Source organism: Roseateles depolymerans (assembly GCF_003387155.1).
GTDB lineage: Bacteria > Pseudomonadota > Gammaproteobacteria > Burkholderiales > Burkholderiaceae_C > Roseateles > Roseateles depolymerans.
Genome location: NZ_QUMT01000004.1, coordinates 361,509 through 377,174, shown reverse-complemented (window position 1 = coordinate 377,174; position 15,666 = coordinate 361,509). Strand labels below are relative to the sequence as shown.

General features: G+C 64.3%; 16 protein-coding genes. 6 read left to right on the top strand and 10 right to left on the bottom strand.

Annotated features, from left to right (window positions below; translation table 11 throughout):
* Positions 1-77: 77 nt before the first annotated feature.
* The 3 genes from DES44_RS20545 (at position 78) to DES44_RS20535 (ending at position 5,180) form a co-directional block, all read left to right on the top strand.
* On the top strand, positions 78-2,000 hold the full coding sequence (locus DES44_RS20545) for a PrkA family serine protein kinase (RefSeq protein ID WP_058933220.1): 1,923 nt from the start codon (positions 78-80) through the stop codon (positions 1,998-2,000).
* Between the two features lie 202 nt (positions 2,001-2,202).
* A complete protein-coding gene (locus DES44_RS20540; RefSeq protein ID WP_058933219.1) occupies positions 2,203-3,486 on the top strand; it encodes a YeaH/YhbH family protein in 1,284 nt (427 codons plus the stop codon).
* Positions 3,487-3,671: 185 nt separating this feature from the next.
* Entirely contained in the window at positions 3,672-5,180 is a 1,509-nt protein-coding gene (locus DES44_RS20535) for a SpoVR family protein (protein WP_232310080.1), read from the top strand.
* 74 nt (positions 5,181-5,254) lie between these two features.
* On the opposite strand, the gene DES44_RS20530 is transcribed toward DES44_RS20535, so the two are convergent.
* Positions 5,255-6,691: an FAD-binding oxidoreductase gene (locus DES44_RS20530; RefSeq protein ID WP_058933218.1), complete on the bottom strand. Its 1,437-nt coding sequence runs from the start codon at positions 6,689-6,691 to the stop codon at positions 5,255-5,257.
* 231 nt (positions 6,692-6,922) lie between these two features.
* On the opposite strand from DES44_RS20530, the gene DES44_RS20525 reads away from it, so the two are divergent.
* Both DES44_RS20525 and DES44_RS20520 read left to right on the top strand, forming a co-directional pair.
* Positions 6,923-7,336 carry a hypothetical protein gene (locus DES44_RS20525; RefSeq protein WP_116001812.1) on the top strand — a complete coding sequence of 138 codons (414 nt, stop codon included), beginning with the start codon at positions 6,923-6,925 and terminating at the stop codon, positions 7,334-7,336.
* A 61-nt stretch (positions 7,337-7,397) separates the two neighbouring features.
* A complete protein-coding gene (locus DES44_RS20520; RefSeq protein ID WP_083525969.1) occupies positions 7,398-8,051 on the top strand; it encodes a cob(I)yrinic acid a,c-diamide adenosyltransferase in 654 nt (217 codons plus the stop codon).
* A 64-nt stretch (positions 8,052-8,115) separates the two neighbouring features.
* Here the strand turns inward: DES44_RS20520 and DES44_RS20515 are convergent, their stop codons facing one another.
* Positions 8,116-9,129 carry a helix-turn-helix transcriptional regulator gene (locus DES44_RS20515; protein ID WP_116001825.1) on the bottom strand — a complete coding sequence of 338 codons (1,014 nt, stop codon included), beginning with the start codon at positions 9,127-9,129 and terminating at the stop codon, positions 8,116-8,118.
* A gap of 167 nt (positions 9,130-9,296) precedes the next feature.
* On the opposite strand from DES44_RS20515, the gene DES44_RS20510 reads away from it, so the two are divergent.
* Positions 9,297-10,373: a hypothetical protein gene (locus DES44_RS20510; RefSeq protein WP_147307157.1), complete on the top strand. Its 1,077-nt coding sequence runs from the start codon at positions 9,297-9,299 to the stop codon at positions 10,371-10,373.
* 39 nt (positions 10,374-10,412) lie between these two features.
* Here the strand turns inward: DES44_RS20510 and DES44_RS20505 are convergent, their stop codons facing one another.
* From DES44_RS20505 to DES44_RS20470, 8 genes are all read right to left on the bottom strand, one after another.
* Entirely contained in the window at positions 10,413-10,634 is a 222-nt protein-coding gene (locus tag DES44_RS20505; RefSeq protein WP_058933215.1) for a hypothetical protein, read from the bottom strand.
* A gap of 14 nt (positions 10,635-10,648) precedes the next feature.
* Positions 10,649-11,140 carry a PIN domain-containing protein gene (locus tag DES44_RS20500; RefSeq protein WP_083525199.1) on the bottom strand — a complete coding sequence of 164 codons (492 nt, stop codon included), beginning with the start codon at positions 11,138-11,140 and terminating at the stop codon, positions 10,649-10,651.
* Positions 11,137-11,610, bottom strand: coding sequence for a hypothetical protein (locus tag DES44_RS25740; RefSeq protein WP_232309893.1), 474 nt, complete (start codon positions 11,608-11,610; stop codon positions 11,137-11,139). Before DES44_RS25740 ends, DES44_RS20500 begins: the two co-directional genes overlap by 4 nt.
* A gap of 92 nt (positions 11,611-11,702) precedes the next feature.
* Positions 11,703-12,221, bottom strand: coding sequence for a GNAT family N-acetyltransferase (locus DES44_RS20490; protein WP_058933213.1), 519 nt, complete (start codon positions 12,219-12,221; stop codon positions 11,703-11,705).
* Between the two features lie 195 nt (positions 12,222-12,416).
* Complete coding sequence (locus tag DES44_RS20485; RefSeq protein ID WP_083525198.1) at positions 12,417-13,100, bottom strand: 3'-5' exonuclease; 684 nt, start codon at positions 13,098-13,100, stop codon at positions 12,417-12,419.
* A 66-nt stretch (positions 13,101-13,166) separates the two neighbouring features.
* Positions 13,167-13,496 carry a nucleotide pyrophosphohydrolase gene (locus DES44_RS20480; protein ID WP_058933212.1) on the bottom strand — a complete coding sequence of 110 codons (330 nt, stop codon included), beginning with the start codon at positions 13,494-13,496 and terminating at the stop codon, positions 13,167-13,169.
* A gap of 339 nt (positions 13,497-13,835) precedes the next feature.
* Positions 13,836-14,480 (bottom strand): 7-carboxy-7-deazaguanine synthase, encoded by a 645-nt coding sequence (queE, locus tag DES44_RS20475; protein WP_058933211.1) that lies wholly within the window; start codon positions 14,478-14,480, stop codon positions 13,836-13,838.
* Positions 14,477-15,589 (bottom strand): 6-carboxytetrahydropterin synthase, encoded by a 1,113-nt coding sequence (locus tag DES44_RS20470; protein WP_058933210.1) that lies wholly within the window; start codon positions 15,587-15,589, stop codon positions 14,477-14,479. The genes queE and DES44_RS20470 overlap by 4 nt, the downstream gene beginning before the upstream one ends.
* Between the last annotated feature and the right edge of the window lie 77 nt (positions 15,590-15,666).

Below are 15,666 nucleotides of genomic sequence, written 5' to 3'. Positions count from 1 at the left end.
CGCCAGAACTTCCTGGACGATGCGGGCCCCCCAGGGCCACGCCTCGCCTCCCAAACGACTAACTGTTGGAGGTCAGCATGGATGTGATCAGCCATTTCGCGGCACGATACGAACGGAGCAAGGTCGAAGAGCTCACGCTGGAGGAGTACCTCCAGGAATGCAAACGCAACCCCCTGGCCTATGCCACCGCTGCTGAGCGCATGCTCAAGGCCATCGGTGAGCCGCAGATGCTGGACACGCGCAATGACCCGCGTCTGTCACGCATCTTCCAGAACAAGGTCATCAAGATCTATCCAGCCTTCGCCGAGTTCTTCGGCATGGAAGACGCCATCGAACAGGTGGTCAGCTACTTCCGCCATGCGGCCCAGGGCCTTGAGGAAAAAAAGCAGATCCTGTACCTGCTGGGCCCGGTGGGCGGCGGCAAGAGTTCCATCGCGGAGCGGCTCAAGCAGCTGATGGAGCATGTGCCGTTTTATGCGCTGAAGGACTCACCAGTGAACGAGTCCCCGCTGGGTCTGTTCGATCCGGTGGAAGACGGCCCCCTGCTGGAGCGCGAATACGGCATTCCGCGTCGCTACCTCAACCGCATCCTCAGCCCCTGGGCGGTGAAGCGGCTCGATGAATTCGGCGGCGACATCCGCAAGTTCAAGGTGGTCAAGCGCCACCCCAGCGTGCTCAAGCAGATCGGCGTGGCCAAGACCGAGCCCGGCGACGAGAACAACCAGGACATCAGCTCTCTGGTGGGCAAGGTCGACATCCGCAAGCTCGAAACCTACGCGCAAGACGACCCCGATGCCTACAGCTATTCCGGCGGTCTGTGCCTGGCCAACCAGGGCCTGCTGGAATTCGTGGAAATGTTCAAGGCGCCCATCAAGGTGCTGCATCCGCTGCTGACCGCCACGCAGGAAGGCAACTTCAAGGGCACCGAAGGCTTTGGCGCGATTCCCTTCGACGGCATCGTGCTGGCGCACAGCAACGAAAGCGAGTGGAAGAGCTTCCGCAACAACAAGAACAACGAGGCCTTCCTCGACCGCATCTACATCGTGAAGGTGCCCTACTGCCTGCGCGTCAGCGAGGAAGTGAAGATCTACGAAAAGCTGATCCGCAACTCTTCCCTGGCGGAGGCCAAGTGCGCCCCCGGCACGCTCAAGATGATGGCGCAGTTTGCGGTGCTGACGCGGCTCAAGGAACCGGAGAACTCCAGCATCTTCAGCAAGATGCAGATCTACGACGGCGACAACCTCAAGGACACGGACCCCAAGGCCAAGTCGCTTCAGGAGTACCGGGACTACGCCGGTGTGGATGAAGGCATGGCCGGCATTTCCACCCGCTTTGCCTACAAGATCCTCTCCAAGGTCTTCAACTTCGATTCCACCGAAGTGGCGGCCAATCCGGTGCACCTGATGTATGTGCTGGAACAGCAGATTGAACGCGAGCAGTTCACCCAGGACTCCGAGCAGAAGTTCATCGGCTTCATCAAGGAGATCCTGGCGCCGCGGTATGCCGAGTTCATCGGCAAGGAGATTCAGACCGCCTATCTGGAGAGCTACAGCGAATACGGCCAGAACATCTTCGACCGCTATGTGACCTATGCGGATTACTGGATCCAGGACCAGGAATACCGCGACACCGACACCGGTGAGGTGTTCGACCGCTCGGCGCTGAATGCAGAGCTGGAGAAGATCGAGAAGCCCGCCGGCATCAGCAATCCCAAGGACTTCCGCAACGAGATCGTGAACTTCGTGCTGCGGGCGCGGGCCAATCATTCGGGCAAGAACCCGGCGTGGACCAGCTATGAAAAGCTGCGCACGGTGATCGAGAAGAAGATGTTCTCCAACACCGAGGAACTGCTGCCGGTGATCAGCTTCAACGCCAAGGCCAGTGCGGACGAGGCGAAGAAGCACGAGAACTTCGTGCAACGGATGGTGGACAAGGGCTACACGCCCAAGCAGGTGCGACTGCTCTGCGAGTGGTACCTGCGCGTGCGCAAATCAAGCTGATGGATAGGCCCCCCCCTACTCGCTTCGCGAGCCCCCCCAGGGGGGCGCACCCAGGGGACTGGCAGAGCCAGATCCCCGGGTGCCGCTGGGGGAAGGCGGGGCGGGTGAGAGACGTGTGTGTTCGTTGGCGTGATGGGCGGCGGGTTCATGGGGTGGGATGAATCTTGCTGGTCCATCGGGGGTGATCCCCAGAGGTTGTTTTATGACGCTGCAACAGATCATCGATAGACGGCTTTCGGGAAAGAACAAATCGATCGGGAATCGGGAACGCTTCCTGCGCCGTTATCGCGACCAGATTCGCGACGCGGTGCGGCGTGCAGTCGACCAGCGCGGCATCCGCGATATGGAGCGCGGTGAAGATGTCCACATTCCCAAGCGCGATCTGAAGGAACCCGTGTTCAGCCACGGGGACGGCGGAACGCGGGAAGTGGTGCGGCCCGGCAATACCGAGCACATCAAGGGCGATCGGGTACCCAAGCCCCAGGGGGGCGGACAGGGCCAGGGCGGCGGCCAGGCCAGCGATTCCGGCGAAGGCGAGGACGACTTCGTCTTTCACCTGAGCAAGGAAGAATTCATGCAGGTCTTCTTCGAAGATCTGGCACTGCCCAACCTGGCCCGCACGACGCTCGCGGAAACCCCGGAATACAAGACCGTGCGCGCCGGTTATGTCACCGACGGCACCCCCACCAATCTGCATGTGGTGCGCTCCATGCGCGGCGCGCTGGGACGTCGCATCGCCCTGGGCATGGACAAGCGTCGCGAGCTGCATGAGCTCGAAGCCCGCCTCGAAGCCCTTCAGCTCGAAGACCCGGCCAAGCCCGATGTGAAGGCCCTGCTGGCAGAAACCGAAGCCCGCATCGTGCTGCTGCGCCAGCGCATCGCGGCCATCCCCTTTCTCGATCCCATCGACCTGCGCTTTCGCAATCGCGTCAAGGTGCCGCAACCCACCACCCGCGCGGTGATGTTCTGCCTCATGGACGTGTCCGGCTCGATGGATGAAAGCCGCAAGGACCTGGCCAAGCGCTTCTTCATCCTGCTCTACCTCTTCCTGACCCGGCACTACGAAAAGATCGACGTGGTCTTCATCCGCCACCACACCCAGGCGCAGGAAGTGGACGAGCAGAACTTCTTCCACGCCACCGAGACCGGCGGCACGGTGGTGTCCTCGGCCCTGGTGCTGATGGAGGAAATCATCCGCGCCCGTTATCCGGCCAACGAATGGAATATCTACGGCGCCCAGGCCAGCGACGGCGACAACTGGCACCACGACAGCGGCCGCTGCCGTGAACTGCTGGCCGACAAGATCCTGCCCCTGTGCCGCTACTACGCCTATGTGCAGGTGGCCGAGGCCGAGCAGAACCTCTGGGAGGAATATGCCCGGCTGGCGGAAGAAGACCCTCACTTCGCCATGCGCAAGGCCGTCGAGGTGGCCCAGATCTATCCCGTCTTCCGTGATCTCTTCAAGAAAGAGGGCGTCAGCGCATGACGTCCGACCCGACGCCGCACCCAACAGACCCTAGGGCTGAAGGTGCGGCTGGCAGTCCGGCTGCCAATGCATCCCGGCCTTTGGAGGATGAGTCCATGAGCAGTATTGAAAACCGCCGCATGGTCAGTGCCGGCCTCAACGAGGCCGAATACGGTGGGCGCCGCACCCGGCCCCCCCTGACCCATATGAAGCCCCTGGCCCGGCGCCCCGAGCATCCGCTGCCCTCGCCCAGCGACTGGACCTTCGAGCTGATCGAGCAATATCACGACGTCATCCGACAAACCGCCGAGCGCTACGGGCTGGACACGTATCCCAACCAGCTGGAAGTGATCACCGCCGAGCAGATGATGGATGCCTACGCCTCCGTCGGCATGCCGGTGAACTACCGCCACTGGAGCTACGGCAAGGAATTCATCGCCACCGAGCGCAACTACAAGCGCGGGCAGATGGGCCTGGCCTATGAGATCGTGATCAACTCCGATCCCTGCATCGCCTATCTCATGGAGGAGAACACCCTGGCCATGCAGGCGCTGGTGATTGCCCATGCCTGCTACGGCCACAACAGCTTCTTCAAGAACAACTACCTGTTCCGGATGTGGACCGACGCCTCGTCCATCATCGACTACCTGGTCTACGCCAAGAACTATGTGGCTGACTGCGAACAGCGGCACGGGCTCGATGCGGTGGAAGCCACGCTGGATTCCTGCCATGCGCTGATGAACCATGGCGTCGACCGCTACCGTCGTCCGGCCAAGCTGTCGCTGGCCCAGGAACAGGCGATGCGCAAGGACCGCGAGGCCTATGCCCAGCGTCAGGTGAACGACCTGTGGCGCACCCTGCCCCGCCGCCAGGAGGACGAGGCCAAGGCCGAAGAAAAGCGCCGCTTCCCTGATGAGCCGCAGGAGAACCTGCTGTACTTCATCGAAAAGAATGCGCCGCTGCTGGAGCCGTGGCAGCGGGAGATCGTGCGGATCGTGCGCAAGATCGCGCAGTATTTCTATCCGCAGCGCCAAACGCAGGTGATGAACGAAGGCTGGGCCACCTTCTGGCATCACCGGCTGCTCAACACCATGTATGACGATGGCTATCTGTCCGACGGCATGATGATCGAATGGCTCAAGTCCCACACCAATGTGGTGTCGCAGCCGCCCATGTCGCAGATCAACCCTTATGCGCTGGGGTTTGCGATGTACACCGACCTCAAGCGCATCTGCGAGCAGCCCACGCCAGAAGACCGCGAATGGTTCCCCACGATTGCCGGCGCCGACTGGTTGCCCACGCTGGACCACGCCATGCGCAATTTCAAGGACGAGAGTTTCGTCGCCCAGTATCTGAGCCCGAAGCTGATGCGGGACTTCCGCTTCTTCTCCATCCTGGATGACGAGAAGCAGTCGGAGTATGAGATTTCCGCCATCCATGACGAGGCGGGCTACCAGTACGTGCGGCAGGCCCTCTCGCGGCAGTACGACCTGTCCACTCGCGAGCCCAACATCCAGGTGTGGAATGTGAACCTGCGTGGCGACCGGTCACTGACGCTGCGTCACACCCAGCATCTGGACCGTCCGCTGCATGACGAGGCCCAGGAAGTGCTCAAGCATGTGGCGCGGCTGTGGGGGTTTGGCGTGCACCTGGAAAGCGTCAATGGGCGCGGCGATGTGACCCGCCGCTGGAGCGTGCCCGCGCCGCAGCACTGAGGGCCGCGCCCCCGCCACGGGGAAGCCCACCAGGGGCGCAGAAGGGGCCCTCAGAGGCCCCACCAATGGCGACTTCAACCCAGCGAGAAGATCTTGCCCGGGTTCATGATGTTGTGCGGATCCAGCGCCCGCTTGAGGGCCTGCATCTGTGCCACCGCACCCGCACCAGCCTCGTCCAGCAGGAAGGACTGCTTGTGCAGTCCAATGCCGTGCTCCCCGGTGCAGGTGCCCTCCAGCGCCAGCGCGCGGGACACCATCTGCGCGCTCAGCCGCTCGGCCACGGCACGCTCTTGCGGTTGGTCCGGATCGATGAGGTAGCCCATGTGGAAATTGCCGTCGCCCACGTGGCCGACGATGAAATACGGCAGCCCGCTGTCCTCCACCTCTGCAACCGACGCCTGGATGGACTCCGCCAGCCGGGAGATGGGCACGCAGGTGTCGGTGGTCACGCAGCGGCATCCCGGACGCATCTGCAGGGCCGACAGGTAGGCATGGTGGCGGGCGGTCCACAACCGGGTCCGATCCTCCGGTGTGGTCGCCCATTCGAAGTCGGTGCCGCCCATGTCGCGCGCCAGCTCCTGCACCGTCTGCGCTTGCTCCTGCACACCGGCCTCGGAGCCGTGGAACTCCATCAGCAGCATCGGAGACTCGGGCAGGGACAGGCGGTCATGGCGATTCACCGCCCGCACCGCATGCGCATCCAGCAGCTCGCAGCGCGCAATCGGCACGCCCATCTGGATGATGGCAATGGTGGTGCGGACCGCCGCATCGATGCTGGGGAAGGAACACACGGCCGCCGAGACCGCCTCGGGCAGGGGATACAGCCGCAGCGTCACCTCGCACACCACGCCGAGCGTACCTTCGCTGCCGACGTACAGACGCGTCAGGTCATATCCCGCGCTGCTCTTGCGGGCCCGGGTCCCGGTGCGGATGAGCTCACCCTGCGGGGTGGCCACCGTCAGCCCCAGCACGTTCTCCCGCATGGTGCCGTAGCGAACGGCATTGGTGCCGCTGGCGCGGGTCGCGGTCATGCCGCCCAGGGAGGCATCGGCCCCGGGATCGATCGGGAAAAACAGCCCCAGGTGCCGCAGCTCCGCATTGAGCTGGTGGCGGGTCACGCCGGCCTGGACGGTCACCGTGAGATCGTCGGCATGAACGGCGAGGATGCGGTTCATGCGCGAGACATCCAGGCTCACGCCGCCCTGAACCGCCAGCAGGTGGCCTTCCAGGGACGTGCCGGCCCCGTACGGAATCACCGGCACGTGGTGGGCATGGGCCAGCGTCAGCACGGCCACCACATCCTCGTTGCTTTCGGCAAACACCACCAGGTCGGGCGGCGCCACATCAATGGGCGATTCGTCCCGTCCGTGTTGTTGGCGCACCGCCAGCGCCTCGCTGCACCGAGGGCCGAAATGCGCGCGCAGCGCTGCCCGCATGGCGTCGGGAACCGGTCGATGGGTCAGCGTGGCCCAGGGCTCTTGGGGCGCTTCAAACGCGTGCGGCGCATTCATCAGAATCTCCTGCGGCTGCTGGATGCCTAGGACCCGCCGGATGGGTGGAGCGGGGTGGGCCGGATGGGCCATTGTAGGAAGGCCGTCATCAGCACCCGGCCTGAAGCGTGCGGGCCACCCCGCGACCCACGCTGGCAAGCGCTTGCCCCTTGTCAGCGCTCGTCCGGAGTGACAGCATCAGGCGTGCGGTGAGCCCGCGCTGTCCCGGCTGCTGTTGAAAGGAGTTCCCTCATGTCCTCCGTCCTCAGTTCCTCCGCCTTTAGTGCCTCGGTGAACTCGACACTGTCATCGGCCCACACCCTCTGGATGTCTGCGGATGTTGTGTGGGCGCTGTTCCTCGTGCTGCTGGCCCTGTCGATGCTGGTGTCCCTGCGTTTTGACTGGCTGCGGGTATGGTGGCTGGACCAGTGGCGGCAACTCTCCGGCGCAGACACCGCGGAAGACCCTCTCAGCGACGCCATCTCGATGCCGCGCTCAATCTCGCGCTCCATGCCGCGGCCTCCCCAACAGCTGCGCGCTCATTCGCCGCGAACCGGCCATTCCCTGACCCCTGCGCACCGCCTGGACCGTCCTCACCCCCCTCTGCTCACCACCGCCGGCACGGCGCAACGTCCGCTGTTCCACCGCAGCGGTCGCCGTCATTGAACGGGGGTTTGCGTTCTGCGGCAAGATGCTGGGTTTTCCAGACCCAGACGCAGACGCATCCATGGCCAATCGACTCTCTCAAATCGCCACCCGTACCGGTGACGACGGCACCACCGGTCTCGGTGATGGCACCCGTGTGCCCAAGGACCATCTGCGCGTCCAGGCCATGGGCGACGTGGACGAGCTCAATTCGCAGATCGGCGTGCTGCTGGCCGAGCCGCTGCCCGACGATGTGCGGGAGCTGCTGGTGGTCATCCAGCATGAGCTGTTCAACCTGGGCGGTGAGCTGTGCATGCCCGGCTACAGCCTGCTGAAGGACAACGCCGTGCTGCAGCTGGACCAGGCACTGGCCGACTACAACGCCACGCTGCCGCGGCTGGCGGAGTTCATCCTGCCCGCCGGCACCCGCAGCGCTGCGCTGGCACATGTGTGCCGCACGGTGGCGCGCCGGGCCGAACGTGCAGTGGTCACGCTGGCGCAGCAGGAGACCTTGAATGCCGCGCCGCGTCACTACCTCAACCGCCTGTCGGACCTGCTGTTCGTGTTGGCCCGCGTGCTCAACCGCGCCAACCTGGATGGCAAGGGCGGGGACGACGTGTACTGGAAGAGCGAGCGGCTGGCCAAGTATGCTGCCGAGAATGCGGCGGAGAACGGCGCCCAGAACGCTCAGAACGCCGAAAACGCATCCGACAGCGGCACCTCAAGCACTCCTTGAGGCTGAGGCGCCGTCGAGCAGGATGGCGTGGCCATCCGCTCGCGACCGGACGCCGCATCTCCGCTCAGGTCTTGGCGACCGCTCCTTCAGCGCTCGCCGAGTCCAGCGTCGCTACAGCACCGCGCAGCCGCTGTGCATAAGCTTCCTTGAGCGCCGGTGGCGACACCACCTCCACCTGGCCAGCATGGCGCAGCAGGTCCATCAGCAGCTCGGTGGCATCCACGAACGGAATCTCCAGCCGCCAGCGCCCATCCGGCAGAAACTCGCTGCGCTGGGATGGGTGCCACTCCTCGCTGGCCACCCAGGGCGCTGCGCTTTCGCTGAACACGAGGGTGGCCCATTGCGGGTCCCCGCCGGCGAAGATGCCGTAGCCCTGATCCAGTTCTTCCTCCAGCTGCGGCAAAGGCAGGCTGTGCAGCGCGGCGCCCTCCACCGGCTCCGCCTGCTCCATCGCATCGAGCGCAAAACGCCGCAAGCCCTGGCTGCCGTGACACCACGCATCCAGATACCAGGTATTGCGGTAATGCACCAACCGCTGCGGTGACACCTCCCGCTCACTGACCGCGCCCCCGCCCTGCCCCCGCTTGCGATAGCGAATGCGCAATCGCTGGCGTTTGACCACCGCGCTGCCCACGGTCTCGAAATGCTCCGACGCCACCCGGCGCCGGGCGGTGGAGATCAGCTTGATGCGGCGCGTCATCTCCTGCGCCTGCTGTCCGTCACCGCCCAGCATGCCGAGCAGCTTGTCCAGCATCGGCTGCAGATGGCGATTGAGCAGGCCGTTGTCGTCCAGGCTGGCCATCAATTGATGCATGGTCAGCAGCGCATGCAGCTCTTTTTCGCTGAACCAGACGCCCGGCAGTTCATGGCGCTGGCCACGCCACTGCTCCCCAAAGCGGTAGCCGTTTTCCGACGCGTCGTATTCGATGGGGGCGTCCATCCGCTCCCGCAGGTATTGCAGGTCGCGCTTGAGGGTGGCTGGCGACACCTCCAGCGCAGCCTTGAGCTCCGCAAAGCTGACGCAGCCCCGGCTGCGGATCAGCATTTCGATCTTGTAGAAGCGCTCGGTACGGTCCACGGACAACTCCCTGCGTTCTGCCCACCTTGGGGCGAAAGGACGTGCAACACGCACTCCAGATTTTTTTGAAGATTTTTGTGATGCCGCTCCCGGTGGCTCATTCTATGAGCTACCTGCCGCCCACACTGGACGCAAGCCTGAACCCTGACCCTTTCAAGGAGCGTCCCATGGTTGCTACCGTTCAACGATCTCACGACCTGTCCGTCCAGCAGTTGCCGTTGCCGATGGCCGCCGAGGGCCCGGAACCGGTGGCCACCCGCTCCAGCCATGAGCGTCTGGGGTTTGAGCTGGGCTGGGACTACGCCCACCACGGCCTGACCCCGCCGGTGGAGCAGCTCTTCAACCAGTCGCCGCTGCAGCAAGGCTGGCAGCTGGGCCGTGCCACCTTTGGCGGCCGCACGCTGCGCACGCACCGCCACACCCAGCTGTGGCTGGCCCTGCGTCTGCATGCCTGGCAGCGGGGGCGCCAGTTCGAGACCTTGCTGGTCACGCCCAACTATCTGCAGCAGCTGGACACGTCGCACTGCCCCGTCAGCCGCCAGCCCTTGAATGACCAGGCGGCGGACCCGCACCAACGCAGCGTCGACCGCGTCCGCAATGACGCCGGCTATGCCGCTGGCAACCTCGCCGTCATCAGCCGCGCCGCCAACACGGCCAAGGCCGACCGCAGCTGGCAGCAAGCCTGGGCCCTAGCACAAAGCCTGCGCCAGGGACCGATGACGATGGCGGGTGGGCTGGATGCCGCTGCCTGGGAGCGCATGGCCATCCTGACCAGCTTCGTCTCCGAAGTGCCGCATGAGCTGGCCGCTCAGTTGCCGATGCTGGTGCTGCCGCCCAATCGACTGCGCCTGTTCAATCCGATCCAGGCCTTGCAGGCCCTGGTGACCCGTCAGCTCGCCACACCCGGCTGGAGCCAGCGCCTGCATCGCCTGGAAGCGCTGCTGAGCGACGAAGCCCGTGCCGACTTCGCACGCTTCGTGATGGCCCTGGTGCCACGCGTGCTGCCCTCGCAGTCACTCAGCGACCCGATGGCCATTCGCTGGGCGCTGGAAGACGCGTGGCGAGACCCGCTGATTCAAAAGCGCTGGACACGCTTTGCCATGCGCCTGACGGCGCAGCAGGCGGAACAACTGGTGCAGAGGGCGGCCAGCAAGCGCCTGAGTACGGTGCATGTGCAGAGCCACGGCGCTGCGGCCACTGATGGCTGGGCCCTTGAGCGTCAGGGCTACCGCGAAGCAGCTTGAGGAGCCGGACCCGGCAAGGCGGGGGAGCGCCGCTCCGCCTCAGCTGGGCAGCCCTGGATTGATCTTCTCCATCTCGCCGGTCTGATCCTGCAGCGCCACGTGATAGCCCCGTTCGCAGAACCAATGGGCCCAGTTCGTCGCCAGCCGCTTCTCCGGCAGCCAGGGGCCGGTGCGGTCGACGTGAACACGGTTGCCGCGGCGTTCGTAGAACACCACGCGCCACATGTTGCTGGGGATGCGATTTTGGAAACTGCTGCTCATAGCGAGCGCGCAATTTAACAAAGCAGCTGGGTGCGCTGGCTTGGGGTCAACACCCGGTACCAGGATGAAACCGCCACGACCGTGCACTGGTCGCGCAGTTCACGTTGCAAGCGTCCGGCGGCCGCCGACCAGGCCAGCAGGTCCTCGGACGCGGTGATGAGCCAGCGCGCCTGGCCGTGCCGGGCCAGTTGAATCTGCTGCACCTGCACGGGGTCCAGCCTTGGCACTGCGCCGCGCACCAGGCTGTCTGCCCGAACCGCGTCGACGTAGGGCAGGTAGTCCGCCAGAAGCTCCTCGCGCTCGGCAGCGCTCAGGCCCAGGGGCGGGTAGGCCAGCGCACGCACCAGTTGCGCGGCGTCCGCGGCACTGATCAGCGGACGAATGAATCCTTGCTGCCACGCTGCACGCAACTGCCGCGCGGTTTCGTCCGAACGCAGCAGCGCACGCAACACCAGCGCCGGATCCAGCACGACGCGGACAGCGGAAGAGGGACGCGACCGACTCATGCCGCTGAACGACGGGCCTTGCTGGCAGCGGCACGCGGGGCGGCCGGTTTCGCGTTGGACACCGACGGGGTCGAGGTCGACCGCGTGGATGTCTTCACGTCCTTGGAAGCGGACTTGGCAACGGCCTTGACCGCCGACGCTGCGGTCGCCTTGGGTGCTTTGGGCGCCTTGACGGCTTTGGCGGTCGACGGCTTGTTCACCGACCGCGCCTTGCCAGCGCCCGCCTGGGCCTTCGTGGCCACGACGGACGGTCCGTCAGCCGCCCACGTCAGCGCCTGCGCAAACACCTCATCCCCCAGGTCCAGCTCCGCCAACTTGGCACGCACCGCGTCACCGCGCTGGATGCGCACCGGGGTCAGCACCACCTGGCCGGCTTGCACCTGCACCTCGAAGTACTGCACCGGGCCGAGGCTGTCCGTGACGCTCTTGGGCAGCGTCAGTTGATTCTTGGAAGTGAGCTTGGCCAGCACGGGAACTACCAAAGTTGAAAGCGAGCCCGGCTGGCCCCGTGACGGGATCAGCAAGGGCTCGCTGGAAGAACAGAGACCGTCGGGAGACCCGCTCAGATGAGCGAACGATGCAGGCGCATCTGCTCCAGCGGCTTGCCTTCGACATCGACCGCCTTGACGCTGTCCGCTTCAGCGCGGAAGCCGGCGATCTCGAAGAAGCGAAGGGCACGGGTGTTGTTCTTGTAGGTCCAGAGCGTCACTCGCGTGCAGCCCTCTTCCTGCAGACCTTCCTGCGCCGCTTCGACCAGGGCCTGTCCGACCCCCTTGTCCCAATGGGCAGGGGCCGCATACATGGCCCAGATCTCACCCGTCGTGGAGGGCGTACCCTTGTCACGAGAGCGATCGAAACCAACAAAACCCATCACTTCATTGTCCAGATGCGCGACCAGCACTTGCGGCTCGCACATGTTGATGGCCTCGCGCCAATACGCTTGACGCTGGGCGACGGACAAACCATTCAAGGCTGCATCGGGCCAGAAGTCCTTGTAAGCGTCCTGCGCAGAGGCAACCTGGATCTGGGCGATGGCCTTGGCATCACGCAATGTGGCCGGGCGAACCTGAATACTCGACATACCTGAGAACAAACGCAAATCGGGGAAAGCGCAAGATTGTCCCAGCCAATGAGGCGAAACAGGCATCTTGACAGCAAATGATTTGCTGACCTGCAATTTGACGGTCACCGAAGCGGTGTTCATCTGCAGACCAGCGGCGGGTGTGGGAGAGGCATGCACGGGCAATGCACGCCCCTCACTCACGATCGGTCGTTCCTACACCAGCGACACCTGTTGATGCCGCCTCACATCACGCACGTAGCCCGTCACTGCCTTGGTCCACATGGGCCGCGCCACGGCTTGAAGGCGCAGCATCAACTCATGTTCGACATTCAGTTCACCAAGTGACTCGGCCAGTTCCGCAGCGATGTCGCGCTGCATGCGTTGCACCAGTTGAGCCGTGGTCATCGCATCGGCCAGGGCCCGGTGGGCGCGACCATTGTCGGGCAACTGGTGATAACGGGCCAGCGTGCCCAGCTTGCAGTTCGGCGATTCCGGATAAAGACGTCGAGCCATCTTCACGGTACAGACGAACTCCGGCGTGAAGCGGGCAGACCTGGGGTCGACGTCGACCACTTCATGGGCACGTGCCAACTCAGCCATCCAGAACCCGCGATCGAATGCGGCGTTATGCGCCACGAAGCCGCAGCCTTGGGTGAAGGTCGCCACTTCGCGCATGACCTGCTCTGCATCGGGCGCGTCTTCCAGCATCTCGTTGCTGATGCCGGTCAGCCGCTCGATCATCGGAGGGATCCACGCCCCCGAGCGCATCAGGCTCTGGTAGTGGCCCACGATCTCGCCGTCCTTGAGCAGCACCGCGGCGATCTCGGTCGCACGACCTCCGCCCTGCGGCGAATGTCCGGTGGTTTCAAAGTCGATGACGGCGATGGTCCGATTCATGAGGGCGGGTCAGGGACTGTTCACGGACAGTCGTCCAACGGTTATCAAACGATGGTCAGACGTTTGTCAGACGGTTTTGGAAGCGGGCAGGCCCGCCGGGTATTTGATCGCGTTGAGCGCAAGCTTGCGCTCCACCGCACTGGCCACGTCGACCCCACTGCGGTCGGCGATCTGCAGCAGGTACATCAGCACGTCCGAGATCTCCTCGCCCAGATGCGTCCGGGTCGCGTCGTCCAGCGCCAGCGACTCTTCCGCCGTCTTCCACTGGAAGATCTCCACCAGCTCGGCCGCCTCCACCACCATCGCCATGGCCAGGTTCTTGGGCGTGAGGTAGGGCTCCCAGCCGCGATCGTTGGCGAAGGTGCGCAGGCGCTGCTGCAAAAGGGCGATGTCCATAGCTTCGCAGTGTGCAAGTCCTTGGCCGAGGCTTCAACCGAAGGTGAGGCCACAAGGGCGTTGCAACAACGTCGCGCGGAAAGTTCTCGCCTCTCTTTTCAACATCAAGGTTTTATATATCTCTCTGGTCGTCTTAGTAGAGGGCGCCACTTTCTGTGGACAAGGCTTAAAAACCCAATTACATCAAGCACTTGCCATGGGATAAATGCTGTGTGCGGAGCCCTTGTTTACGCAGGCATGAACTGACAACAGTTGAGCCGAAACCCGCCAGGCTGTGGACAAGCAGGCAGTTGCCAGAAACTTTTCCACAGCCTTGTTGGCTTGACAGCGCGGCCGCTTTCAGTCGATGCCCACGACCTTGTGCATCTGGATGGACAAACGCCACTGCGGATGGTCCATGCAGTAGGCCACTGCGGCCTTGATGTGCTGCTTCTGCAGGACCGAGTCCATCGGTTGCAGGAAGAAGTGGTCGAAGGCCAGGCCCGCGAATCGCTCCGGCTGCGCCAGCGGCTGCGGATAGACCAGCTTGAGCTCGTGCCCACGGGTCAGCACCAGTTCCGCATCGGCCTTCGGGCTGACGCAGATCCAGTCCAGGCCTTCCGGTGCGGGCTGGGTGCCATTGGTCTCGACGGCCACCTCGAAGCCCCGGGCATGCAGGGCCTCGATCAACGCCGTATCCAGCTGCAGGAGCGGCTCGCCGCCCGTGCAGACCACGTAGGGGCGTCCTGCCTGGCCTTGGGGGCCCTGCGGCCATTTGGCGGCCACCGCATCGGCCAGCGCCTCGGCGGTGGCGAACTTGCCGCCGCCCTGGCCATCGGTGCCCACGAAGTCGGTGTCGCAGAAGGTGCAGACGGCGTCTGCGCGGTCCTGCTCCCTTCCCGACCACAGGTTGCAGCCTGCAAAGCGGCAGAACACGGCGGCACGACCGGCCTGGGCGCCCTCCCCCTGCAGGGTGTAGAACATTTCCTTGACGGCGTAGGTCATACCGGAATCAGCTCCTCGAACGGCACCAGGCTGACGATGGCACCGCTTCCGCGGGTCTCGTAGAGGTCGACCCGCTCCAGTGGCGGCAACTGCGCGCGCGACTGCTCGAGGATCCAGGCGGCGAGCGTCGCCGTGTCGGTATCGGCCAGGCCGGGGATCTCGTGCAGCGGATGGTGGTCCAGCGACTTGAAGATCGGATCGAACAGCCGCTTCACATCGCCGAAGTCCATCGCCCAGCCGTAGACCTGGTCCAGCAGCGCGCTCAGGTGCAGCCGCAGCGTGAAGGTGTGGCCGTGAATGCCGGCCAGCGGATGGTCACCGGGCGCGCGGCGCAGTTTCACCGCGCTGTCCAGGGTGAATTCCTTCCAGATCCGGTAACGCTCGCCATCGAAGTTGGCGCCGCTGGAGCCGGTCTCGTAGACCGTCACCCAGCTCAGCTCCGGCAGTTGGGGCTTGATGCGGGCCCACAGCCAGGAGGAAATGATTTCGCTGGTCGGGTTGGACAGGCCTTCGATCTCGTTGAGGCACTGGTAGTTCAGCTGCGCATGGAACGGCGCCCAGATCTCGTCCAGACGGTCATAGTCGATGCTCAGGTCCCGTTCACCCAGGTCCTGGTTCGCATGCAGGATCAGCTCGAAGCCGTGGCCATGCATGCGACCACACTTGTGGCCCATCGGTACGTTGGGCAGCTGATGCGCGGCCTGGAAGCGGTAGCGGCGCCAGACATGGGCCTGTCCCTGCGCGTCGAGGTCGACGCCGCAGTGGGTGGTGCTCTGGATGCCGACCTGGCTGATGCCCGGTACGCCGAATTCGTCCACCAGCCGGCTGCGGATCCAGCGGGCAATGTTCTCGTCGGTGGGTTGGGCGATGTGGTCGTTCAACAGCGCATGGTCCAGCGGGGCGATGCAGCGCTCCAGGCATTCGCGCAGCGCATGCACTTCGCCGCCAGGGAACGGTGCCCAGCCCGCGGGCAGTTCGGCGCGCACGGTGGCCAGATAACTGTGGCCATGCAGCCGGCGGCTGCGATGGCTCTCAGGCAAGGCGTCGATGTGACATGCGGACTCGAAGCCCGCGGACGCCGTGAACAGGGAGGAAGGAAAAGCAGACATCCCGAGAGTGTGACACGCCCGGTTTTTCTTACCCCCCTTGTCTTGTATATCTCCTTAGTTGCAGTAATAGAGGTCGA